Here is a 20150-nt window from a genome sequence, read left to right on the forward strand (position 1 = left end):
GCCCATGGCGCGTGCCGTCCCGCCCCGGCTGCCCGTTTGGCGAAGACCTTTCTTCCCCCATCTTCCGCCGGATCCTCAAATTCATCCGAAATCCCAATCATCTGAAGGCAGGGTTTGCGCCGAATTATAATAAAATATACATAAGAGGCTATGATGGCCGGGACCAATTCCAAAGAAAAGGTGGCGTATCTATGATTTCAATCAATCTGAAAGACCAGACGGAAAAGGAAAATTACAAGCTTCTGACAAGCACGATCATTCCAAGGCCCATTGCCTTTGTGACGACGCAGTCCCGGGACGGGGTGGTCAATGGCGCGCCTTTCAGCTATTTCAACATCGTTTCCGCCAATCCTCCGCTGATTTCCATTTCGGTTCAACGGAAAGAAAACGGGGAAATGAAAGATACCGCCCGGAATATTTATGATGCGGGGGAGTTTGTGGTCCATATCGCCGACGACGACAATATTGAACAATTCAATATGGCGGCGGCAAATTTGCCAAGCTGCGAAAGTGAACTTGAATATGCGAAATTGACGCCGATAAAAAGTGAGAAAGTCCGTGTTCCCGGTGTGCGGGAGGCGAAAGTCCGCATGGAATGCCAACTCGTCAAAAGCATCGTTTTGGGAGGAAACGGTGCTGAAGCCCCGGGCTGCGACTTTTTTATCGGCGAAGTGGTGTTTGTCCATTTGGACGAACAAATTTACGACGGATCCCGCATCAACATCCGGGAGTTCAAACCTGTCAGCCGCCTGGCGGGGACAAATTATGCCACGGTGGGCAATATTTTTTTCATGGAAAGGCCAAAATAATTAAATGAAACAAAACACGGAAACGCGCCTCATCAAGAGCTTTGATCCTTAAAGGAGAGGAATAGATGGAATATCGACATTCAGTGGACCCCAACGCTTTGGAAATTGTATGGAATCACGCGAATGAAGCCTTGTTTATTTTCGATTACGAAGGAAACATTTTGGAAGCGAATCCCGCTTTTGCCGAGCTTTTTGGAGGGAAGCCGGAAGATTTGCGGATTTCGGTCTGCTGCGAGGATTCGGAGGAATGCGAAGAATTGTTGGACATGTTAAAAAGGGGTGAAGACATTCCATTCCATTTCATCCAAAGAAAACGGAAAGACGGAAAGGTATTGGATATTTTGGCTTCCTATGGCGCGGTGAACAAGGGAAAGGTTCTGGCTGTAGGAATGTACAAGGACTTTACCGGAAAGATGGAAATCCACCGGAAACTGAAATCAAGCCATGATGGCTATCGTAAGCTGTTGGACGAGTTTCCTTATGCGGTTCTGATGATCAAGGACGAAACCGTCATCTACGCGAACCGAGCCGGCCTTGAAATCGTCGGAGCAAGTTCCAAGGAAGTGCTCATTGGCAAGCCTATATGGCAGTTGATTCGACCGGAAGAGGAACAGTCCATCAGGCAGCGGCTGATGAAAGGAATGGAAGTGACCGTTCATGAAGAGATTGAGCGGTTCGATGGGAGAAAGCTGTGGGTGGAAATCGCCATGAGGCGCGTCTGCTATGAAAATGAATATGTCCTCCAAATGGTCTTGCGGGATGTCACCGAGAAGAGGAATTACGAGGAACAGTTGAAATTTTTCGCTTACCAGGATCCGCTGACCGGGCTTTTCAACCGGCGCTATTTTACAAAGGAAATGAAAAAGAGCGTGGAAGAGGCAAGGAAAAACAACCGGATGTTCGGCGTCATGTTCATCGATTTGGATGATTTTAAGAAGGTGAACGACTCCCTGGGCCATGAGATGGGCGACCAATTACTGATCCAGTTTGCCGACCGGCTGAAAAAGAAGCTGCGGGAAGGGGACATCATTTGCCGCTTCGGCGGGGACGAGTTTTTGGTGCTGATCAAAAATATCCGCGGGAAAAAAGCTCTTGTGGAAGTGGTCAACCGGCTGCAGGACGCATTGCGCCGCCCCTACCAATTGGGGGAGGAATCGGTGGTTGTCACATCCAGCATCGGCATCGCCATGTTTCCGCATGATGGAACGGATGCAAAGACGCTCCTTTCCTGCGCGGACCAGGCCTTGTACGAGGCGAAGGAGCAGGGGGAAGGTTTTCGTTTTTTCAGAAGCAGGGATTGAATTTGAGTTTTGCGTCCATACTTTATATTGAGGTGAAGGAAATGGAAAACTGGCAATATGCCGAATTGTCCGAAGAGCAATTGGCGGAAATCCGCGCATTGGAGAAGAAATTGGGCTGTGCGCTGATTGCCTACGAACATGAAAAGAACCGGGATGAAAAAGAAGAGTGGAAAAACTGATAGGAATGCTCTATCAGTTTTTCTCTTTTTATGGGGGGCTTGTTGACGGGAGGAGCATGCCCTTCCATGGACTTGGGGGTTTTAAAACGCCTTCCGCGAAAGTGCGGCAGGGAAACGCCGTTCATCCAGGTTTCCCTTTCCCGCGCTTCTTTCATTGCTTTTTGAAAATTTCCGGGTTTTCGATGCGGATGGAAACGACTTCGCCGCAATTTACACAAAACCGGTAGATTTTAAAACTGTATTTCAGGGATATTTTATTTTTTCTGAATCCGACGAAGTCCGAACCTTCCTCGAATTCCCTCCCCCCGCACTTCGGGCATTTTTCGTGTTCCACAGCGCACACCTCCTCTTTTGATTCTACGCTCTCTCTTCCAAGAAGTTTCAGTTTTTTTCATCTACCACAAATTGCTTTTGTATAAACGCCAAATTCATGTATATAAAGAAGAAAATTGCACCACCCTAAAAATAAAAAACAGGGTGATTTGGATGACAAAACATTGGGCATGGAAAATAGCGTTGTTCAGTTTGGTCCTTTTGTTGTCCGCCTGCGGAGGGAAGACGGCGGAACAAATGGACCGGGAGAAAACGGATAATGAAGCGGCTTCCGGGGAAGAAGTTGAAACGAAAGACGCCGATGAAATCAAGGACAGTTCCGGCTCCGTGCCGCTCAATTTGAAAATTGCGGAGAATCCAGCCTTTCCGGTCGGCAGCAAGGTGAAAATTTACGCGGATCATATGGAAGGGATGAAAGAAGCGGAAGGGGTCGTAGTGGCGGTTTATGATACAACGGCATATGAGATTTCCTATCGGCCGACAACCGGCGGCGAAGAAGTGAAACATTACAAATGGGTGATTCATGAGGAGCTGGATGCCTCCAGCGGCGCGCCGATGGAACCTGGAAGGGAATTGGTCATCAATGCCGACCATATTCCGGGCATGAAGGGGGCGACGGCGACAATCGAGTCGGCTGACGAAGGGCCGGTATATATCGTGGATTTTACAACGACCACAGGGGAAGAGGTCAAAAATTATAAATGGCTTGTGGAATCGGAAATAGCTTCCGCGGAAGAATAAATAAAAAAAGCTTGGTTCGCTTGGAACCAAGCCTTTTTTCATGCCCGGATCATCTGGAGAAGACTTTGATCAATAAACTGGCGGCAAATAACAGCATCCCCGCCTGGATCATGATATGCATCGTCAGTTCGAAAGGGGAGAGCCCGCTTTCCTTCCGCTTTTTCTCCAATTGGCGGAAATACACGGCACCTGTGAAAATCATGATGATGATGTAAATGTAAAGCAATATATCCGCGAATAGTTGCATGCCATCCACTCCATTTTTGATTTGCCGGCAGGGGATTGGATTTTTTCCGCTGACCGGCGCTTTATTTTTCTTCCAGCTTCATTTTTACTAATAAAACATATGTGAATCTTGGATCATCCGGCCGACTTCGTTTTCATCCCGCAAATCGTGGACGCCCATTTCATTTTCCAGATCCGCCCGGTTTAATTGAAAATCATAATTTAGCACGGTCCCAAAATGAAGTTCCTGAAAGGTTTTGCTGTATTTTGAGTCCGGATCGGCTTTGATGGCCGCAGCGTTTTCGGAGGCGGAACCGGTTTGATCTTCTTTGCCGGTGCCATCGCCGGAACAGGCGGGAGAAGGAAACAGGCCATTATGAGTGCGAATGCCAACCTGAATTTCCTCATTAAAAAGAGTGTAGCAGGGAAAGGGAAAAATCGAAAGTTTCCAATGTCCCGTTAAGATAAATTTTTTGAAGAATGAAAGGGAAATTGTGCCTATAGGGTCAATTCCCGTGCAGATGTGATTCTGCCGGGTTCATATAAAAGGCGGCATGGACATATGGAGTATCAACTTGGGCGGATGGATAGTTCACATGGGCGGATAAGGCAGCCGCTTGGGCAGATGAAGAGTTCACATGAGTGGATAGGTTTGTCACTTGGACAGATAGAGCAGTCGCTTGGGCAGATAGAGAGTCCACATGGGCGGATAGAAAATCTGCATGGGCGTATGGAGAATTAACTTGGGCAGATAGAGTGATTACATGGGTAGATAAGGATACAACATGGGCGGATAGAGGATCCACATGGGCATATTAGGGATACAACCGGGGCGTATAAAAGCATCCTCAAAACTTGCGCGTATCAGAATGCTGCTGTTATGAAACACCAAAAAGGCTGCCTGAAAAGCTTTCCTTTCCAGACAGCCTTTTTCGCAGCTCCAATTACAAAGAATTGATAAATCGTTTTATTCGTTTCATGGCTTCCCGCAATTCTTCCATGGATGTCGCGTAGGAGCAGCGGATGTGCCCTTCGCCGCTTTCGCCGAAAACATCGCCAGGAACGACCGCAACGCCTTCTTCTTTCAACAATCGCTCCGCAAATTCCTGTGAGCTCAATCCTGTCGATTCAATGGAAGGGAAGGCGTAGAACGCACCGCCAGGCATATGGCAAGTGAGCCCCATTTCATTGAATGAATTCACAATAAAATTGCGGCGGAGACGGTAGCTTTTCACCATTTTGTCCACATCTTCCCGGCCGTTTCTTAACGCTTCAAGCCCCGCATATTGGGAAGTGGTGGATGCGCACATCAGAGCATATTGATGCACTTTCAACATCTCTTTTAAAATTTCTTTCGGTGCGCAGACAAAGCCGAGGCGCCATCCTGTCATGGCAAAGGCTTTGGAGAAGCCGTTCACCAAAACCGTTCTCTCCCGCATGCCAGGAAGGGAGGCCATGCTTGTAAATTCTTCGTCATATGTAAGTTCGGCATAAATTTCATCGGAAATGACAAGCAAGTCGTGTTTCTTGATGACTTCAGCAAGGGCTTCCAATTCCTGTTTGTTCAACAGCGTACCTGTCGGGTTGTTAGGGAAGCAGATCATCAATGCTTTCGTTTTGTCCGTGATGGCCGCTTCGATTTGGCTTGGAAGAATTTTGAAGTCGTTTTCCTTCAATGCCTGAACAGGAACCGGTACACCTCCGGCAAGGGTTACCATCGGTCCATAGGAAACGAAGCACGGTTCAACGACAATCACTTCATCCCCCGGATCCAAAATCGTTCTCATCGCCGTATCGATCGCGGAGCTTGCCCCGACCGTCACGATGACTTCGGATGGGGAATATTCCACGTGATACCGGTTTTTCACATACTTCGTAATTTCTTCGCGCAATTCCGGAAGACCGGCATTCGGCGTATAGGAAGTGTAGCCTTCCTCGATGGAACGGATGGCCGCTTCCCTTACAGGCCAAGGAGTGACGAAATCCGGCTCGCCCACCCCAAGGGAAATGACGCCTTCCATGCCTGCAGCCAAATCAAAGAAACGACGAATTCCTGATGGTTTCAGTTCTCTAACGGTTTTCGAAACATAAGATTTACTTGTTGCCTTCATTTATGACACCACAATTCTCTTATCTTTTTTCTCTTGTTCCAAAATGATTCCATCATGTTTGTATTTCTTTAAGATAAAGTGAGTGGTTGTGGAAACAACGGATTCCAAAGTGGACAACTTCTGGGATACAAAGTTTGCTACTTCGTTCAACGTTTTCCCTTCAACAATCACGGATAAATCATAAGTGCCGCTCATCAAATACACGGATTGCACTTCGTCATACCGGTAAATCTTTTCGGCAATCTCATCGAAACCGACGCCTTGTTTAGGGGTCACTTTCACGTCGATCATCGCCCGTACTCCCTGATGATCGTCCACTTTAGTCCAATCTATCATCGTCAAATATTTTACAATGACTTTATCATTTTCGAGTTTTTTCATAATGGCTTCTGTTTCTTCCACAGTTAAGCCCACCATTTTCGCAAGGTCGGCAGTTTCGATTCGGGCATCTTTTTCCAAAACTCCAAGAATTTCTAATTCTTTTTCGCTTAATTTCATGGAATGACCTCCAAGGATAAGTAGAGTTTAATTAGATTTTAGCACTATGAATCAAGAGTTCAAGTTAAAACTGAAGATGGGAAAAATTTTTTTAAAGCGCATGAAAGGGGTTTTTTCCAGCGTTTCCATGCCGCTCCCTCCAGCCCCGAATGGCGTCCGATATTCTAAAAGATTATTGAAATATTTCATCTCATTGTATATATAGGAGTGGGAACAAATAAAGAATTTAGCAGAAAGTCCATCAATGAAGTTCTTTACGCAATGTCGGAGATGAGCATGAAGGGGGGAGATGCATGAAAATGTTGGGGTCGATCATCGGCATTGTTTCGGCGGTTGCCAGTGTCGTGTTCTGGGGCATCTTTTCTTTCGATAACCCATATTCCCGTCCGGATTCCGAAACGGTCGGCAATCTGTTCGTGGCAGCCGTGATTCCGGCGGCATTTGTTGTTGTAGGACAGTTTATCAAACCGAAATGGTTTATGTTTGTGGCTTTTCTTTTGTCGCTGCCTCTCGGAATTTATTTTTTGATGATGCCCGGGATTTTCCGCGGCTTCAGCGCCGCTTCATTGGGCTACCTTATCAGTTTTTTGTTGCTCTTGGCCGATCAACGAAAGGCCGGCTGATGTGCTATTAAAATATGAAAACACTTTTAAATTGGTGAAGAATTCAAATAAAAGAGCGAATGGATTCGATTCGCTCTTTTTTATTCCTTGGCTACGTATTTCTCGGTTTTCTGACTTCGGCTGGCGGATTGTTGTGAATGACCTGGTTGAACTCTTTGGAATATTCTTCCCTTTGGACAGACCGATTCTGTTCTTTTTTCTTTTTCTTGAAGCTTGTCTTATTTTTCTTGGCCATCTCCATCACCTCCCAAAAATTTTACCTTTAATGTGCGCCAATCCGATAAATCTATTCTTCCATGGAATAATTCAAGAATTTTGACATACGGATACGTTAGAGAGGTGAAGGCGATCATAAGAGCGTTTTCTTTTTTTATGGCCCTGCTTTTTCTGGCTTCATGCCAATCATCTGATGAAAAATTGACTTTTTCGGGCGGAACGGAAAATTGGCAGGTGGTTTATGAAGTGGCAAAGGAGAAGCCGGAAACAACCTCGAAAGTCAAAATCAAATACATCGGGGATAAACCGATTCCAAAACAAATCGCTTACCGCATCGATGCACCATCCGGTTCCGCGGTTGATATAGGAAGTTTAAACAAAGAGGGGGAGTTGACGATCCGGGAGGACGATTGTTTGGGATGCCAAGAGATGAATGAAGGGACGGAAATCAATGTCGCCATAGAATGGGGCAGGCAAATTGAAATGTTTACATTGCATTTCGATGAGCAATCCGGAAACCATAAATAAAAGAGCCGTTTCCGCCGTCCGAAACGACTCCTCTATTTGATACCCCTTTGTTTGCGTGGATTACATATCCGCTTCCATTTCAAAACGGGAGTATACAAAATTGTACGTATCCTCCAACATTCGGTCGGAAACGTTCAAAAGCTGCATCGGTTCCACGCCGAAATAAGTCACTAAAAATTGGATGATATTTTTGCGCTCCGTATTGCTTAGCATTATAGCCATCCCCTCCTTTGTGATGTATAACAATTATATTCAATTATTATCTGATATACAACAGGCAGAAGTCTAAATTTTCTTAAAAAAATGTGAACAATTTAATTTGTTGTGAAAAGGAATGAAATATCGGGCAAATGTTCACACTGAAATTTGTGAACCAGATTATATGGGAAAAAAAGCAAACCTGTCGCCGCTTCCATTTTTTGCTTAAGTGAACCCGCTTGAATGGGGGGAAAGAAATGAGCTACTTTCGTGGAGATGCCCATAAAATTTATATGCAGCTCAAGAAAAACCGGGATGCGATTCACGAATCCAAATATTTAAAAGAGCTGAAGGAAGTCCGGGAATTTTATGAGTCGTTGGAAAGCGATGTGCTGCAATTGGTTTATTACCGTTTAGTGAAAGAGAAAAACGGGTCGGGGATGATTCCGATTTTCGTTTCATCGGTTCCCTTTTTATTTTTAATTTTTTCCCGGCAGCTTCAGGAAATTTTGCTGGGGGACGGTTCGAGAAATTGGCTGATTTTCGTTGTTCTTTATATCATGGGCATTACGGCTGCATTGTTTTTTCATTTCAGGGAAAATGCCTGGGCGTCTTCCCATCTTGAAATGATCAAAGACATTTTGGAGGAGAGGAAACGACAGGAAAACGGGAATGCATAGTTTTTTCCGAGGAAGCCATTCCATGTTAATCGGATATTCCAAAGGGGTAAATGATAATAACTACTTCGATAAAGAACAGCATTGAATCAACAAGAACCGGGGAGGTGACGAATATGGGAATGATGGACAAACTGTTGGGGAAAAGTCAGGAGGAGGCGAATGAAATGGAAGTAAAATTGAAGATAGGAATCATTTTGGGAAGCACCCGGGAAGGCAGAGTGAGTCCGCAAGTCGGGGAATATATCAAAGAAATCGCCGAAAAACGGGATGAAGCGGATTTTGAAATTGTGGACATCGCCAAATATGATTTGCCGTTTTTGGGAACGGTCGAGGCGAACGATCCGCGCATCGCCAAATGGAATGAGAAATTGGCGAGTTTGGATGGATTTATTTTCATTGTGGCGGAATACAACCACAGCATCACAGGGGCATTGAAAAATGCGCTTGATTTGGCGAGGGAAGTCTGGAACAACAAGGCTGCGGGCATTGTCAGCTATGGATCCGTCGGAGGGGCCCGGGCTGCGGAACATTTGCGCGGAATATTGGGGGAACTTGCCGTGGCGGATGTCCGGACACATCCGGCGTTTTCGTTATTCACGGATTTTGAAAACATGACGAAATTCAATCCGGCCGATTACCACAAAGAAATCGTATTGGAAATGGTCGATCAGTTGCTCAGATGGGCAAGGGCGCTAAAATCGATTCGAAATATCACTTAATATTCCGGTGGGAAGTGCTTAAGAGCGGGGGATCCGCTCTTTTTCTTTTTGATGGGCAATTTGGGGATTGGGATTTGTACAGAGGGGGCTGCGGCTTGGATGGATGGGAATGGGATTTGGGCGGCTGAGAATGCAACTTTGGCGGATAGGATTTAATCTTGGGCGGACAGAGATGCGTCATGGGCGGATGGGATTTTGTTTTGGGCGGATGGACATAAAACCAGGGAAGATGTTAGTATCATATGTAAACTATTAAATGTATGTAAATATTTACCGGCAGAGAAATATTAGGCAGTTGATAAACATGGCAGAAGTTTTATATGATAGCAATAAATAAATTGAAATAACCTCGACAAAAAATTAGGGTGGTGAATTCATTGAGATTAGAGGATTGGTTGAACAAAGGGATACCGGACATTTCCAAATCATTAATGAAAGTCCACAAACACCATTTTCCCATCGAACAATCCCTTGGTTTTGAAGGCCAGGAAAAAATCATCAAAATCTTGAAGAATTTTCGCAAAGTGCTGTATCCATGCTTTTGCGACACATATAAAGATGAATTGCGCGTGGAGACGAATGTGGGAAATCTTTTAAGATCCACGGCGCTCGATTTGAAAAGCATCATTGCAAAAGTGCTCGAGAATAGCGGAGAAGGCCGGCCGGAAGCGAAGGCGGAGGAAATTGTCATCGATTTGCTCAATAAATTGCCGGAGATACGCGAAATCCTGCAAACTGATATTCAGGCGGCTTACAATGGGGATCCTGCGGCCTTATCATTGGAAGAAATTTTATTCAGCTATCCTTCCATCACAGCCATTACTATACATCGGATCGCTCATGAATTATATGAAGCGGGGGTTCCGATCATTCCGAGAATCATGTCGGAGCATGCCCACAGTTTGACAGGCATCGATATCCATCCGGGCGCCAAAATCGGCGAATATTTCTTCATCGACCACGGCACAGGCGTAGTAATCGGCGAAACAAGCACCATCGGAAAAAATGTCAAAATCTATCAAGGTGTTACCATCGGGGCAAAAAGCTTCCCATTGGACGAGCATGGCAATCCGATCAAGGGGATCAAACGCCATCCGGACATCGGCGATAACGTCATTATTTATGCAGGCGCAACCATTCTTGGCGGGGATACGAAAATTGGACATGATTCCATCATCGGAGGGAATATTTGGCTGACCCAATCCGTTCCGCCATACTCCAGAATCTACAATTCCCAACCGTTGCCTCAAATTAAGCAGAAAAAGGAATAGCGAGGCTTCCCCCTGAAGCAACCCGGATTGCTTGGGGGGTTTTTTGTGAGCGAAGAATGATTGTACGGCCCGGGGGAATGCCGGCCTTGAAGAAAAATTGCGCAGGAGGAATGGAAAGTGGCACTGAAAACCGTCACACCGGAAGAATTATCGGATAAAATCCGGCAAGGGGAGCAGCTCATCATTTTGGATGTGCGCGACCAGGAGAAATACAACCGATTCCATATTGAAGGGGGGAACATCCAATCCCTCAATATCCATAAAACGGAGATTTTCGGACTGGAAGAAAAGGAAGATCAAGAAATTCCGTCACTGCCGAAAGGGAAAGAGCTGATCGTCACGTGCACGACAGGCAACTCTGCGACCAAATGCGCAGCCATTCTGTCGGAGCGGGGATATGAAGTGGCGGTTTTGGAAGGTGGGTTGACGGCCTGGAAAGAATATTTGAAAAAGTGAGCATAAGAAAAAGAGCGGACCGGAAAGTTCATCCCTTTCCGGTTCCGCTCTTCTTCTTTTATCGTCACTAATTCCCCAGCGCTTGCAAAGGCGCCGGAATGCGTCCTCCGCGGCGGATCAGCTTTTCGGAGCTGAACGGATTGACGCCGATCACCGGAGCGCGTCCAAGAAGGCCTCCGAATTCGACCATATCGCCTTCTTTCGCGCCAGGCACAGGAATGACGCGCACAGCAGTTGTTTTTTTATTGATCATTCCAATGGCTGCTTCATCGGCAATCATTGCGGAGATAGTGCTTGCCGGTGCATCTCCTGTAATGGCGATCATGTCGAGGCCGACCGAACATACGCATGTCATGGCCTCCAGTTTCGATAAGCTTAATGCGCCTTCTTCAATGCCCCGGATCATGCCGTTGTCCTCGCTGACCGGGATGAATGCGCCGCTCAATCCCCCGACATAGGATGAAGCCATGGCGCCGCCTTTTTTCACCGCGTCATTCATTAGGGCGAGGGCCGCGATGGTGCCATGGGTGCCGACCCGTTCAAGCCCGATTTCTTCAAGGATTTCCGCAACACTGTCATTCATGGCATTGGTAGGGGCAAGGGACAGGTCCATGATGCCAAATGGCACACCCAAACGTTTGGCCACTTCACGTCCAATCAATTCTCCGGCGCGGGTAATTTTGAAAGCGGTTTTCTTGATGATTTCCGCCACTTCGCCCAAATCGGCATCCGGATAGCGTTTTAAGGCATTCAGCACAACTCCGGGTCCGGAAACGCCGACATTCAGCACGACTTCCCCTTCGCCGGATCCGAGGAAAGCTCCAGCCATAAACGGATTATCTTCCACCGGATTGCAGAACACAACGAGCTTTGCGCAGCCAAGGCCGGACTGGTCTTTTGTCCGTTCGGCCGTTTCCTTGATGATTTCGCCCAATTGACGGACCGCATCCATATTGATGCCGGCTTTCGTTGTGCCGACAGAAACGGATGCGCAAACCCGCTCTGTTGAGGCCAAAGCTTCCGGAAGGGCATCGAATAATACTTGATCGCCCTTTGCGATGCCTTTATGCACAAGGGCGGAAAAACCTCCGATGAAATCGATGCCGAGGACCAAGGCTGCGCGGTCCAATGTTTTGGCAAGTTCGACGGCCTGTTCTTTGGTGGCGTTTCCCAGAAGGTCGGCAATCGGCGTTACGGCAATCCGTTTGTTGATGATCGGAATGCCATATTCTTTTGCCACCTTTTCGGCGACAGGTTTTAGATCTTTTGCGTAATGGGTAATTTTATCGTAGATTTTTTGCTTCATTTTATCGAAATCGGAATCGGCGCAGTCCCGAAGATTGATTCCCATTGTAACCGTACGGATGTCGAGGTTTTCGGTCCGGACCATCCGGATGGTTTCCAACATTTCCTGGATTTCAAAATTCATATTTGCACGTCCTTTCACACGCGATGCATTGCCTGGAAAATTTCTTCACGTTGTACCGTGATCACAACCCCGATGGATTTTCCAAGTTCATTCAATTCCTGCTGAAGGGATTCAAGATCTTTCAAATTCGTCACATCAATCACCATCATCATCGTAAAGTATCCCTGCAGGATTGTTTGGCTGATATCCAAAATGTTGATGTTGCGATTCGCAAGCACGTTGGTGACTTTTGCGATAATCCCCACCTGATCTTTTCCAATGACGCTCACAATGGCTTTTTTTCTACGTTCATTCATTTGTTTCACCTCAATTGATGGAATAAAAAAAGGATTGGTATCCCAATCCCAAAGCACAAAGAACAATACGTCCGATTACTCTTCTGTCCTTTTGCCTGAGATTGTGAATCCTTCGGCGCCACAAATCGTGGTCTCTCCAGAAGCTGCTCCTGACTGTAGTGTTACCCACAGCAATCATCGCCACACATATTCAATTTCATACTAAACGATACTAACACCTTTGAAGGAATTGGTCAACTGGGAGAAACTGAAATGCCCGAAAATGAAAAGGGGGATTTGGTTATTAAAAAGCATTTGAAAAAATTAAATGTTTTTTTGTTCCATTAATGGGAATAAAAATAGTAAAGTACCAATCTTGCAAAATTTGAAAGGATTCCGTTGACAAATAATTTGGGGCATGATATATTTATCTCGAATTCAAAATAAATGGATTCGAAATTTTTGTTCATATATATCTCGAATTCGTAATAAAATAATATGGGAGGTATAAGAAATGGCAAAATGGGTTATTGACAAAGCACACTCGGAAATCGGCTTTGAAGTGAGACACATGATGGTATCGAAAGTGAGAGGGCGCTTCAACTCTTATGAGGCGGAAATTGAAGCGGACGATTTGACAAATCCTACAAATGCAAGCATCAGCTTCACTTTTGATGTGGCAAGCATCGATACAAAATTGGAAGACCGCGATAACCACTTAAAATCCGCGGATTTCTTTGATGTGGAAAAATATCCGACAATCACGTTCAAATCCACAAACATCCAGAAGAAAGACGACAATGTATTTGAAGTGACAGGGGATTTGACAATTAAAGACGTGACAAAACCGGTGACATTTGAAGTGGAATTCAACGGCAAAGGCAAAAACCCTTGGGGAGTCGAAGTTTACGGTTTCGAAGCCCATGCAAAAATCAACCGCGAAGACTTCGGCCTTACATGGAACGCCGCCCTTGAAACAGGCGGTGTGCTGGTAGGCAAAGAAGTAAAAATTATTGCCGAATTGGAAGTGAACCCTGGAAATTAATCAATATCGGAAGAGCGGATGCGCTTTGGCATCCGCTTTATTTTTATGCGGACAGAAAGAGCGGTTGAACGGATAAGAATTTTGTTTGTCGGGCATGATGGACATCTGCGGAGAAAGGGTGCGGTACCAGGATGGCAGCGTCGTCCTTCTAAATATTTACTCTATTTACAAAAATGCATATTATATTATAAAAAGAGGGAAATAGGTGATTGCAATGAAGAAGGTGCTTTTGAAAAGTTCTGCCCGATTGGCACCTTTTGTGGCGGCGATGGTGTTTGCGGCCATAGCCCTTGGCATATTCGCGGTGTTTGTTGAAAGATATTTCAATTCCAAAGAAATCGATTTTCTGATAGAAGGCGCGGATAAAAGAAATTTAAGTTATGAATTGATTATCCATAATCCGTTTACCAACGACTATAGTTTCCGGATTTTAGAAGATTGATCCGAATAAAAAAACACCCGATCGTTTTTGAACGGGTGTTTTTTATTTTCATTCCTTATTTAAGGCGCTGTGCTTCCTTCCATACACGAAATACACGACCAATCCGGCAATCATCCAAATCAAGCACGTCAACATCGTGAACTTGGACAATTGGGTAATCATGAATATGCAAAGGATAAATGAAAGGATGGGCACAATCGGGAAGAGGGGCACTTTGAACCCTTCTTTCAGCCCTTCGATTTTCATTTTTCTTGCGACAATGACGCCGATGGATACGGCGGCAAAGGCGATCAATGTCCCGATATTGACAAGCTCCGCCAATTTGTCAATCGGAATGAATCCGGCAAATAAGGAAACGAACAAAGCGTAAATCCATGTGTTTTTCAACGGGATTTTCCGGCGGGGATGAATTTCGGACAAAATTTTCGGAAGCATGCCATCCCGCGCAAAGGAGTACACCAAACGGGTGCCTCCGTACATCATGACGAAAATCACCGTCATCATGCTGATGACCGCTCCGAGGGAAATCACGCCAAATACCCAATCCTGGTTGACCATTTCCATCGCATAGGCGACCGGGTTCCCCACGTTCAGCTCCGTATATGGCACAATGCCCGTCAGCACGAGGGAAACGGCCACATATAAAATTGTACAGATTACGAGCGTTCCGATGATTCCGATCGGCATGTTTTTCTGCGGATTTTTCACTTCTTCCGCAGCGGAAGACACGCTGTCAAATCCCAGGTAGGCGAAGATGACGAGCGCAGCGCCGGTCAGGATCCCTTTAAACCCGAATGGGGCAAAAGGCTGCCAGTTTTCAGGCTTCACATAAAAGACCCCGACGGCAAGGAAGAGCAGGATGATGCCGATTTTGATGAACACCATGGCCTTGTTCAGCCGGTTGGATTCTTTGATTCCCATTGATAACACAGCCGCCAAAAGGACAATGATGAAGATGGCCGGCAAATTGATGAAAGTTCCGTCGGCCGGGCTGAATGATCCCGACAAAGCCTTTGGCAGATGGATGCCAAAACCTTCGATGAGGGATTGGAAATAGGCGGACCAGCCCGTTGCCACCGCTGCCACGGCCAGGCCGTATTCCAGCAGAAGGCTCCATCCGACCATCCAGGCGATCATTTCGCCGAACAGCACATATGAATAGGTATAAGCGCTTCCCGCCACCGGAATGGAAGACGACAGCTCGGAATAACAGAGGGCGGAAAAGGCGCAGACAATCGCCGCAAAAATGAACGAGAATACAATGGCAGGCCCCGCATGCAGGGCGGCCACCGTCCCCGGCAGGATGAAGATGCCTGTTCCGACCACAGCCCCGACGCCGAGGGCAATCAAATCAAACGCATTCATCGATTTATTAAATTGTGTGGTGCCTTGGTGATTCAGCAGTTGAGTCAACGATAATTTCCGTAACAATTGTTTTTTCATAACCATCCAATCCTATATTAAAATAATAAAATTTTGATATTTCGAAAAATCGTAAAAGCGACTTAAGTATAACACTTTTTCGCGTTGAAGTGTTGAAGAATCGAAAAGTAATAATTTTGTTTTTATTAATAAATTTCTGATAATTTAGTTAACTTTATATTATTTTGATATAACGTTTTGGCTTGCGCTAACTCTTTCTTTAAGTTGCGCAACTTCCCGGAACTTAAACGCGGCAAACGGAACGCTTTTGGACATGGCTTCGAAGATGGATTCATAAAAAGGATGGAATGCTATAGAAGAATATGATTTGAAGGGAAAAAGGTGGATTTTTCCATGAATCTGCCGGCGTGGATTAGCATTGTTCTTCCATTTATAAGGTATACATCCAAATGGACCGCATTTTCCATTGCCGGCAGCACGGCGTTTTTGATGGGAACATCCGGAAAGGATGGAAAACAAAAAAGCCATTGAAAATCATGGCCTAAGATAAGCGGTAAATGATAAAGCGCTCGTTCCACACTTTTTCATGCATGGAGGGGATGGGAATTTCAATGGTTTTCGCAAAAGGGGTATAGTGGTTCAAATAATCCAGATAATCGATGGAAGGATAATATAAAATCACATCCACCGGCCGTTTCGCTTCCTCCGTCGAGCGCATGATCCGATGGAGCGCTTTCGTGAAAACCGGCAACGAAAAAGGATTGAAAAAATAAAATTTGTTTTCTTCAGGGCGGATGGGATAATCTTCTGCGAAACAATGGAGAAATTGGATTTTTTCTTCCTTCTTCCGGAATTTTTTGCAATATCGTTCCCGGTTTTTGAGGGCTTCCCTGATGAATTGTTCGTTCATGTCAATGCCAATGACGGAAGCTCCGGTTTTGTCATGCAGAAAAATGCCGACGCGCCCCAAACCGTACCCGAAATCGACGATGGCGTCTTTCTCATTGATGGGATAATATTTGAGCAATTCCTCCAGCGCAGCATAAGGGGTCGGTTCGTAGCGGTTGTAATGGGAAGAGTGATGGATGCCTTCCTTGATTCCGCATGTTTGAATATGGAGATGTCGGTCGTATGCTATTTCGTTCATGACGATTGCCCCGATCTTTCTATATTGAACCGGATTTTCCGGATTGAATATTGGTTGAACGTTTACGAAGATAGTATAATTGATTCGACGATCGTTTTACATAGTGAGGAGAGCGCATATGTTCAAAAAACTATTCGGAAAGAAGAGCGGGCCATTAAAAAACCGGGTGGTATTTTGCGTATCGAATCCGGCGTTTGCCGATCCAGAAGTGTACGATGTCCTGGAACAGCGGGAAGATGTCACGGTGGAAGAAACGGGGTGCAACTCCTATTGCGAAATTTGCGAGCGCCACTATTATGCCCTTGTCAATGGGGAACCGGTTGCGGCAGACAGCGCCAAAGAACTGCTTGAAAAAATAGAAGAAGAATTGGAATTGAATCCGATCGAATAAGGCGGGAAAATCGGCGGTTGGAAAACTGTCGCCTTTCGAACAGGAGCAGCCGTTTTGGCTGTCTTTTTTTATGATTTCAATTGCCGGAATCCCCTTGCAAGTAACAGTTTCTTCCCTTATGCATATATCAAAGAATAAACGATTCTATGCCAGCGGAGGGGAAAGAATGGCCTATATTCCCTTAAGTTATGGATTTGAGCAGCTGTTTGGGGATGCATTATATTTTTTGGGCATTTTTATCATCGTCGCAACCATTGTTTGCATCATTTCAGGGTTCATCTGCAGTTTCTTTTACGATGCCGGCGTTTACGTTTAAGGGAGGGCCTTAAACGTTTTTTTATTTCAAATAAATATGGCCGCCTCCCATGAAAACCAAAACCCGGGGGAATGTTTTTTGGAACGGCGCGACAACGCCGGAACGTATAAAACGCATAATCGGCTGGAGCATGGAGAGAAGGATGGAAAACGCGCGAAACACTCCTTCGGGGAACAATTTCTCCTACTTTCCGCACATCAAGCCTGCATCTTTATTCCCATAAACCTCCTTTTCTGCTGTCCGCCAAGGCGAAAACCTTGCGGAACAGCTTTTTTTATCCCGGAAATAAATTTTCCGATTCAGGGTTGAAATTTATATTAGAAGTCCTACCAAAACACTTGTCTAAACAAATTCTTCCGCTTATACTTTAAAAAAACAGGAAAAATGGTTTAAAACGAAAGGAACTATTGCAATTTTATCAAAAAATATATTCATATGATTTTCCTGTTATAGTATTTTAGTTATAAAATGGGAATATTGTATATACATTTTTTTATTTTTATAAAGGAGTATATACCATTTATGGACAAAAAAACAAAAAACCACGATCAACCGGAGGATATTCAACAATTGCTTTATGAGATAAAAGAGCTGCAAGAGCTGAAATATGCATTAGATCAAACCTCCATAGTCGCCATTACGGATGCGCGTGGGAGAATCACATATGTCAATGATTTGTTTTGCGAAATATCCCAATATTCAAGGGAAGAATTGATCGGTAAAACCCACCGTGTCGTGAATTCCGGTTACCACCCAAAGGAATACTTTAAGCAAATGTGGAGGGAAATTGGAAGCGGCAATATATGGAAGGGAGAAATCAAAAACAAAAAGAAGGATGGGACTTATTATTGGGTTCTCTCCACTATCATCCCTTTTCTGGATGAAAAGGGAAAACCGTATAAGTATTTGTCCATCCGCACGGATATCACCAAAGAAAAGGAATTGGAAGAGGAACTGAAACAAAGCTATAAAAAATATGAATTGATTGCCGAGCACTCCGACAATTTTGTCGCGCTGATCGATGAAGGCGGAAAGTTTTACTACATTTCCCCGACATTCAATATACTGCTGCACTATGATTTGAAGGAATTGGAGCGGCAAAATTTGTTCGATCTTATACATATGGAAGATGTGGACCTGTTAAAAATGGAGATTCAATTTTTATTGCATCAACAAAAAAATGCGGGCACGGGCTATTTCCGCAAGTTGGAGTTCCGGGTGCTCCACGGCGACGGCCGATATATTGATATGGAAGCGGACATGAAAATCGTCCATGATGATGAAAATCCGTCAAAAGATTTCATCCTCATAGCCATGAGCGACATCAGCGCTTTGAAGGAAGCGGAACAAAATCTGTACCATTTATCATACCACGACAGTTTGACGAATTTCCCGAACCGCTCCCATTTTATGAAAGAGTTCCGTTCCTATGTGATGGATATTCAATTGACAAAAGAAAAATTTTCAATTCTGTCCATCGACTTGGACAACTTCAAATTGGTGAACGAGCAGTTCGGGCATGATACGGGGGATTTGGTGATTGTAAAAGCTGCCGAAAACATTCGTGAAGTAATCCGGAATCAGGATTTTGTGGCCCGGATGGGCGGCGATGAATTCATTGTTCTGTTGAAGGATATCGATGAAGAACAAACCAAGCAAGTCGCGAATCGGCTGATTCAGGCCTTCCAAAAACCGATGAACTTGAATGGAAGGGAGTATTCACAGACTTGCAGCATCGGCATTGCGTTGTATCCGGGGCATGGAAAAACTCCGGAAGAGCTCATCAAAAATGCGGATTCGGCTTTGTCGCAAGTGAAACAAAAAGGCAAAAATCACTATGCGATTTACAATAAGGAATTGGAAAGCGTTTCTTTGGAGCGGCGAATCATCGAAAACGCCATGCGGAAAGGGCTGAAGAACCAGCAGTTCTTTTTGGAATACCAGCCGAAATTAAATATCCAAAATAACCGGATTGTTGGAGTGGAGGCTTTGGTCCGTTGGAATCATCCGGATTTGGGGGCGATTTCGCCGGGTAAATTCATTTCTCTTGCCGAGGAAACGGGATTGATTGTCCCGCTGGGTGAGTGGATTTTAAGAGAGAGTTGCCGGCAAGCGAAAGAATGGCAAGAAAAGGGTTTTGGAGAATTGATTGTGGCTGTCAACGTCTCGGTGCGTCAATTGCAAGATCCGAATTTTGTCGGGCAGGTCGAACAAATCTTGAAGGAAACGGGATTTGATCCCCATCTGCTTGAATTGGAAGTGACCGAAAGCATTTTTGCGGATATGAACAGCATGATACCGGTTTTGAAACGGCTCCGCAATCTCGGAATACATATCTCGATTGATGATTTTGGAACAGGATACAGTTCTTTAAGTTACATAAAACACCTTCCGATTGATACGGTGAAGGTGGATGCTTTATTCGTGAAAGATATACATAAAAACGAGGAAAGCAAAGCAATCGTCAGAGCCATCATCAGCCTTGCGAAGACAATTGGGTTGAAAGTGATAGCGGAAGGCATTGAAATCGAGGAGCATGTGAACACGCTAAGAAACGATGGCTGCATATTCGGACAGGGATATTATTACAGCCGTCCGTTGAAAAAAGAAGATTTTGAGGATTTTGTCCGGACAAACGGTTTCCATATACATAATTGATCATGATTCATACATAACAAAACATCCAACGCTCCTGCAGATTGCTGCAGGAGTTTTTATTAATATTTATATAACGATAATATTTTTTGAAGGTTCAGTTTTTCAAGTTTTGACATCATCAATATCATGGGGAGTCAAAGCAGGGGAATCCCCTGATAATTACTATTTTCGAAAAA

The 20150-nt window shown here is 45.0% G+C and carries 26 protein-coding genes and 1 riboswitch; of the genes, 15 read left to right on the top strand and 11 right to left on the bottom strand.

Annotated elements, in window-relative coordinates; all coding sequences use genetic code 11:
• Positions 1-191: 191 nt before the first annotated feature.
• The 3 genes from NST62_RS00785 to NST62_RS00795 all read left to right on the top strand — a co-directional run bounded on the left by NST62_RS00785 (position 192) and on the right by NST62_RS00795 (position 2289).
• Entirely contained in the window at positions 192-809 is a 618-nt protein-coding gene (locus NST62_RS00785) for a flavin reductase family protein (RefSeq protein WP_328216054.1), read from the top strand.
• 65 nt (positions 810-874) lie between these two features.
• The gene (locus NST62_RS00790; RefSeq protein ID WP_328216053.1) at positions 875-2110 is read left to right on the top strand and encodes a sensor domain-containing diguanylate cyclase; all 1236 of its coding nucleotides are present in this window, start codon (positions 875-877) and stop codon (positions 2108-2110) included.
• Positions 2111-2151: 41 nt separating this feature from the next.
• Complete coding sequence (locus NST62_RS00795) at positions 2152-2289, top strand: hypothetical protein (RefSeq protein WP_181733148.1); 138 nt, start codon at positions 2152-2154, stop codon at positions 2287-2289.
• A 151-nt stretch (positions 2290-2440) separates the two neighbouring features.
• Here NST62_RS00795 and NST62_RS00800 read toward each other — a convergent pair whose 3' ends face one another.
• The gene (locus NST62_RS00800) at positions 2441-2623 is read right to left on the bottom strand and encodes a hypothetical protein (protein ID WP_141601174.1); all 183 of its coding nucleotides are present in this window, start codon (positions 2621-2623) and stop codon (positions 2441-2443) included.
• A gap of 152 nt (positions 2624-2775) precedes the next feature.
• On the opposite strand from NST62_RS00800, the gene NST62_RS00805 reads away from it, so the two are divergent.
• The gene (locus NST62_RS00805) at positions 2776-3363 is read left to right on the top strand and encodes a YdhK family protein (protein ID WP_141601175.1); all 588 of its coding nucleotides are present in this window, start codon (positions 2776-2778) and stop codon (positions 3361-3363) included.
• A 49-nt stretch (positions 3364-3412) separates the two neighbouring features.
• Here the strand turns inward: NST62_RS00805 and NST62_RS00810 are convergent, their stop codons facing one another.
• The 4 genes from NST62_RS00810 to NST62_RS00825 all read right to left on the bottom strand — a co-directional run bounded on the left by NST62_RS00810 (position 3413) and on the right by NST62_RS00825 (position 6197).
• A complete protein-coding gene (locus tag NST62_RS00810; protein WP_342463033.1) occupies positions 3413-3610 on the bottom strand; it encodes a hypothetical protein in 198 nt (65 codons plus the stop codon).
• A gap of 484 nt (positions 3611-4094) precedes the next feature.
• Positions 4095-4394 (bottom strand): hypothetical protein, encoded by a 300-nt coding sequence (locus tag NST62_RS00815; protein WP_328216051.1) that lies wholly within the window; start codon positions 4392-4394, stop codon positions 4095-4097.
• Positions 4395-4532: 138 nt separating this feature from the next.
• Positions 4533-5699, bottom strand: a complete 1167-nt coding sequence (locus NST62_RS00820) for an aminotransferase (RefSeq protein WP_328219764.1) — start codon at positions 5697-5699, stop codon at positions 4533-4535.
• Positions 5700-6197 carry an Lrp/AsnC family transcriptional regulator gene (locus NST62_RS00825; RefSeq protein WP_141601179.1) on the bottom strand — a complete coding sequence of 166 codons (498 nt, stop codon included), beginning with the start codon at positions 6195-6197 and terminating at the stop codon, positions 5700-5702. It lies immediately after the preceding gene.
• A gap of 293 nt (positions 6198-6490) precedes the next feature.
• Between NST62_RS00825 and NST62_RS00830 the strand changes: the two genes are divergently transcribed.
• Complete coding sequence (locus NST62_RS00830) at positions 6491-6820, top strand: hypothetical protein (protein ID WP_328219765.1); 330 nt, start codon at positions 6491-6493, stop codon at positions 6818-6820.
• Between the two features lie 91 nt (positions 6821-6911).
• On the opposite strand, the gene NST62_RS00835 is transcribed toward NST62_RS00830, so the two are convergent.
• The gene (locus NST62_RS00835) at positions 6912-7055 is read right to left on the bottom strand and encodes a hypothetical protein (protein ID WP_181733150.1); all 144 of its coding nucleotides are present in this window, start codon (positions 7053-7055) and stop codon (positions 6912-6914) included.
• 227 nt (positions 7056-7282) lie between these two features.
• On the opposite strand from NST62_RS00835, the gene NST62_RS00840 reads away from it, so the two are divergent.
• Complete coding sequence (locus NST62_RS00840) at positions 7283-7564, top strand: hypothetical protein (protein WP_141601181.1); 282 nt, start codon at positions 7283-7285, stop codon at positions 7562-7564.
• Positions 7565-7624: 60 nt separating this feature from the next.
• On the opposite strand, the gene NST62_RS00845 is transcribed toward NST62_RS00840, so the two are convergent.
• Entirely contained in the window at positions 7625-7777 is a 153-nt protein-coding gene (locus tag NST62_RS00845; RefSeq protein WP_181733151.1) for a hypothetical protein, read from the bottom strand.
• A gap of 242 nt (positions 7778-8019) precedes the next feature.
• On the opposite strand from NST62_RS00845, the gene NST62_RS00850 reads away from it, so the two are divergent.
• From NST62_RS00850 to NST62_RS00865, 4 genes are all read left to right on the top strand, one after another.
• The gene (locus NST62_RS00850; RefSeq protein WP_141601182.1) at positions 8020-8442 is read left to right on the top strand and encodes a hypothetical protein; all 423 of its coding nucleotides are present in this window, start codon (positions 8020-8022) and stop codon (positions 8440-8442) included.
• A gap of 113 nt (positions 8443-8555) precedes the next feature.
• On the top strand, positions 8556-9161 hold the full coding sequence (locus NST62_RS00855; RefSeq protein WP_328219767.1) for an NADPH-dependent FMN reductase: 606 nt from the start codon (positions 8556-8558) through the stop codon (positions 9159-9161).
• A gap of 368 nt (positions 9162-9529) precedes the next feature.
• Positions 9530-10432 (top strand): serine O-acetyltransferase EpsC, encoded by a 903-nt coding sequence (epsC, locus tag NST62_RS00860; RefSeq protein WP_246045786.1) that lies wholly within the window; start codon positions 9530-9532, stop codon positions 10430-10432.
• A gap of 117 nt (positions 10433-10549) precedes the next feature.
• Complete coding sequence (locus NST62_RS00865; protein ID WP_141601185.1) at positions 10550-10888, top strand: rhodanese-like domain-containing protein; 339 nt, start codon at positions 10550-10552, stop codon at positions 10886-10888.
• A gap of 67 nt (positions 10889-10955) precedes the next feature.
• Here the strand turns inward: NST62_RS00865 and NST62_RS00870 are convergent, their stop codons facing one another.
• Together NST62_RS00870 and NST62_RS00875 are read right to left on the bottom strand one after the other, a co-directional pair.
• Positions 10956-12317, bottom strand: coding sequence for a PFL family protein (locus NST62_RS00870; RefSeq protein WP_328216048.1), 1362 nt, complete (start codon positions 12315-12317; stop codon positions 10956-10958).
• A 14-nt stretch (positions 12318-12331) separates the two neighbouring features.
• On the bottom strand, positions 12332-12613 hold the full coding sequence (locus tag NST62_RS00875; RefSeq protein ID WP_141601187.1) for an ACT domain-containing protein: 282 nt from the start codon (positions 12611-12613) through the stop codon (positions 12332-12334).
• 73 nt (positions 12614-12686) lie between these two features.
• Positions 12687-12763: riboswitch (glycine riboswitch) on the bottom strand.
• A gap of 343 nt (positions 12764-13106) precedes the next feature.
• On the opposite strand from NST62_RS00875, the gene NST62_RS00880 reads away from it, so the two are divergent.
• Together NST62_RS00880 and NST62_RS00885 are read left to right on the top strand one after the other, a co-directional pair.
• Entirely contained in the window at positions 13107-13637 is a 531-nt protein-coding gene (locus NST62_RS00880) for a YceI family protein (RefSeq protein WP_141601188.1), read from the top strand.
• 205 nt (positions 13638-13842) lie between these two features.
• Positions 13843-14079: a hypothetical protein gene (locus tag NST62_RS00885; RefSeq protein ID WP_141601189.1), complete on the top strand. Its 237-nt coding sequence runs from the start codon at positions 13843-13845 to the stop codon at positions 14077-14079.
• Positions 14080-14127: 48 nt separating this feature from the next.
• Here NST62_RS00885 and NST62_RS00890 read toward each other — a convergent pair whose 3' ends face one another.
• Together NST62_RS00890 and NST62_RS00895 are read right to left on the bottom strand one after the other, a co-directional pair.
• Complete coding sequence (locus tag NST62_RS00890) at positions 14128-15522, bottom strand: amino acid permease (protein ID WP_141601190.1); 1395 nt, start codon at positions 15520-15522, stop codon at positions 14128-14130.
• Between the two features lie 481 nt (positions 15523-16003).
• The gene (locus tag NST62_RS00895; protein WP_141601191.1) at positions 16004-16609 is read right to left on the bottom strand and encodes a class I SAM-dependent methyltransferase; all 606 of its coding nucleotides are present in this window, start codon (positions 16607-16609) and stop codon (positions 16004-16006) included.
• A gap of 118 nt (positions 16610-16727) precedes the next feature.
• Between NST62_RS00895 and NST62_RS00900 the strand changes: the two genes are divergently transcribed.
• From NST62_RS00900 to NST62_RS00910, 3 genes are all read left to right on the top strand, one after another.
• Positions 16728-17000, top strand: coding sequence for a DUF1450 domain-containing protein (locus NST62_RS00900; RefSeq protein WP_141601192.1), 273 nt, complete (start codon positions 16728-16730; stop codon positions 16998-17000).
• A gap of 166 nt (positions 17001-17166) precedes the next feature.
• Entirely contained in the window at positions 17167-17316 is a 150-nt protein-coding gene (locus NST62_RS00905; protein ID WP_181733153.1) for a hypothetical protein, read from the top strand.
• 522 nt (positions 17317-17838) lie between these two features.
• A complete protein-coding gene (locus NST62_RS00910) occupies positions 17839-19974 on the top strand; it encodes an EAL domain-containing protein (protein ID WP_342463034.1) in 2136 nt (711 codons plus the stop codon).
• Positions 19975-20150: the final 176 nt, after the last annotated feature.

The sequence above is a fragment of the Ureibacillus sp. FSL K6-8385 genome, assembly GCF_038593155.1.
In the GTDB taxonomy this organism is placed as follows: Bacteria; Bacillota; Bacilli; order Bacillales_A; family Planococcaceae; genus Ureibacillus; species Ureibacillus terrenus.

Excerpts from the sequence above, each read along its gene's own strand:
- NST62_RS00785 (WP_328216054.1), top strand. The coding sequence starts at position 192 with ATGATTTCAATCAATCTGAAAGACCAGACGGAAAAGGAAAATTACAAG.
- NST62_RS00790 (WP_328216053.1), top strand. The coding sequence starts at position 875 with ATGGAATATCGACATTCAGTGGACCCCAACGCTTTGGAAATTGTATGG.
- NST62_RS00795 (WP_181733148.1), top strand. The coding sequence starts at position 2,152 with ATGGAAAACTGGCAATATGCCGAATTGTCCGAAGAGCAATTGGCGGAA.
- NST62_RS00805 (WP_141601175.1), top strand. The coding sequence starts at position 2,776 with ATGACAAAACATTGGGCATGGAAAATAGCGTTGTTCAGTTTGGTCCTT.
- NST62_RS00810 (WP_342463033.1), bottom strand. The coding sequence starts at position 3,610 with ATGCAACTATTCGCGGATATATTGCTTTACATTTACATCATCATCATG.
- NST62_RS00820 (WP_328219764.1), bottom strand. The coding sequence starts at position 5,699 with ATGAAGGCAACAAGTAAATCTTATGTTTCGAAAACCGTTAGAGAACTG.
- NST62_RS00825 (WP_141601179.1), bottom strand. The coding sequence starts at position 6,197 with ATGAAATTAAGCGAAAAAGAATTAGAAATTCTTGGAGTTTTGGAAAAA.
- NST62_RS00830 (WP_328219765.1), top strand. The coding sequence starts at position 6,491 with ATGAAAATGTTGGGGTCGATCATCGGCATTGTTTCGGCGGTTGCCAGT.
- NST62_RS00835 (WP_181733150.1), bottom strand. The coding sequence starts at position 7,055 with ATGGCCAAGAAAAATAAGACAAGCTTCAAGAAAAAGAAAAAAGAACAG.
- NST62_RS00845 (WP_181733151.1), bottom strand. The coding sequence starts at position 7,777 with ATGCTAAGCAATACGGAGCGCAAAAATATCATCCAATTTTTAGTGACT.
- NST62_RS00850 (WP_141601182.1), top strand. The coding sequence starts at position 8,020 with ATGAGCTACTTTCGTGGAGATGCCCATAAAATTTATATGCAGCTCAAG.
- NST62_RS00855 (WP_328219767.1), top strand. The coding sequence starts at position 8,556 with ATGGGAATGATGGACAAACTGTTGGGGAAAAGTCAGGAGGAGGCGAAT.
- NST62_RS00870 (WP_328216048.1), bottom strand. The coding sequence starts at position 12,317 with ATGAATTTTGAAATCCAGGAAATGTTGGAAACCATCCGGATGGTCCGG.
- NST62_RS00875 (WP_141601187.1), bottom strand. The coding sequence starts at position 12,613 with ATGAATGAACGTAGAAAAAAAGCCATTGTGAGCGTCATTGGAAAAGAT.
- NST62_RS00880 (WP_141601188.1), top strand. The coding sequence starts at position 13,107 with ATGGCAAAATGGGTTATTGACAAAGCACACTCGGAAATCGGCTTTGAA.
- NST62_RS00890 (WP_141601190.1), bottom strand. The coding sequence starts at position 15,522 with ATGAAAAAACAATTGTTACGGAAATTATCGTTGACTCAACTGCTGAAT.
- NST62_RS00895 (WP_141601191.1), bottom strand. The coding sequence starts at position 16,609 with ATGAACGAAATAGCATACGACCGACATCTCCATATTCAAACATGCGGA.
- NST62_RS00900 (WP_141601192.1), top strand. The coding sequence starts at position 16,728 with ATGTTCAAAAAACTATTCGGAAAGAAGAGCGGGCCATTAAAAAACCGG.
- NST62_RS00905 (WP_181733153.1), top strand. The coding sequence starts at position 17,167 with ATGGCCTATATTCCCTTAAGTTATGGATTTGAGCAGCTGTTTGGGGAT.
- NST62_RS00910 (WP_342463034.1), top strand. The coding sequence starts at position 17,839 with ATGGACAAAAAAACAAAAAACCACGATCAACCGGAGGATATTCAACAA.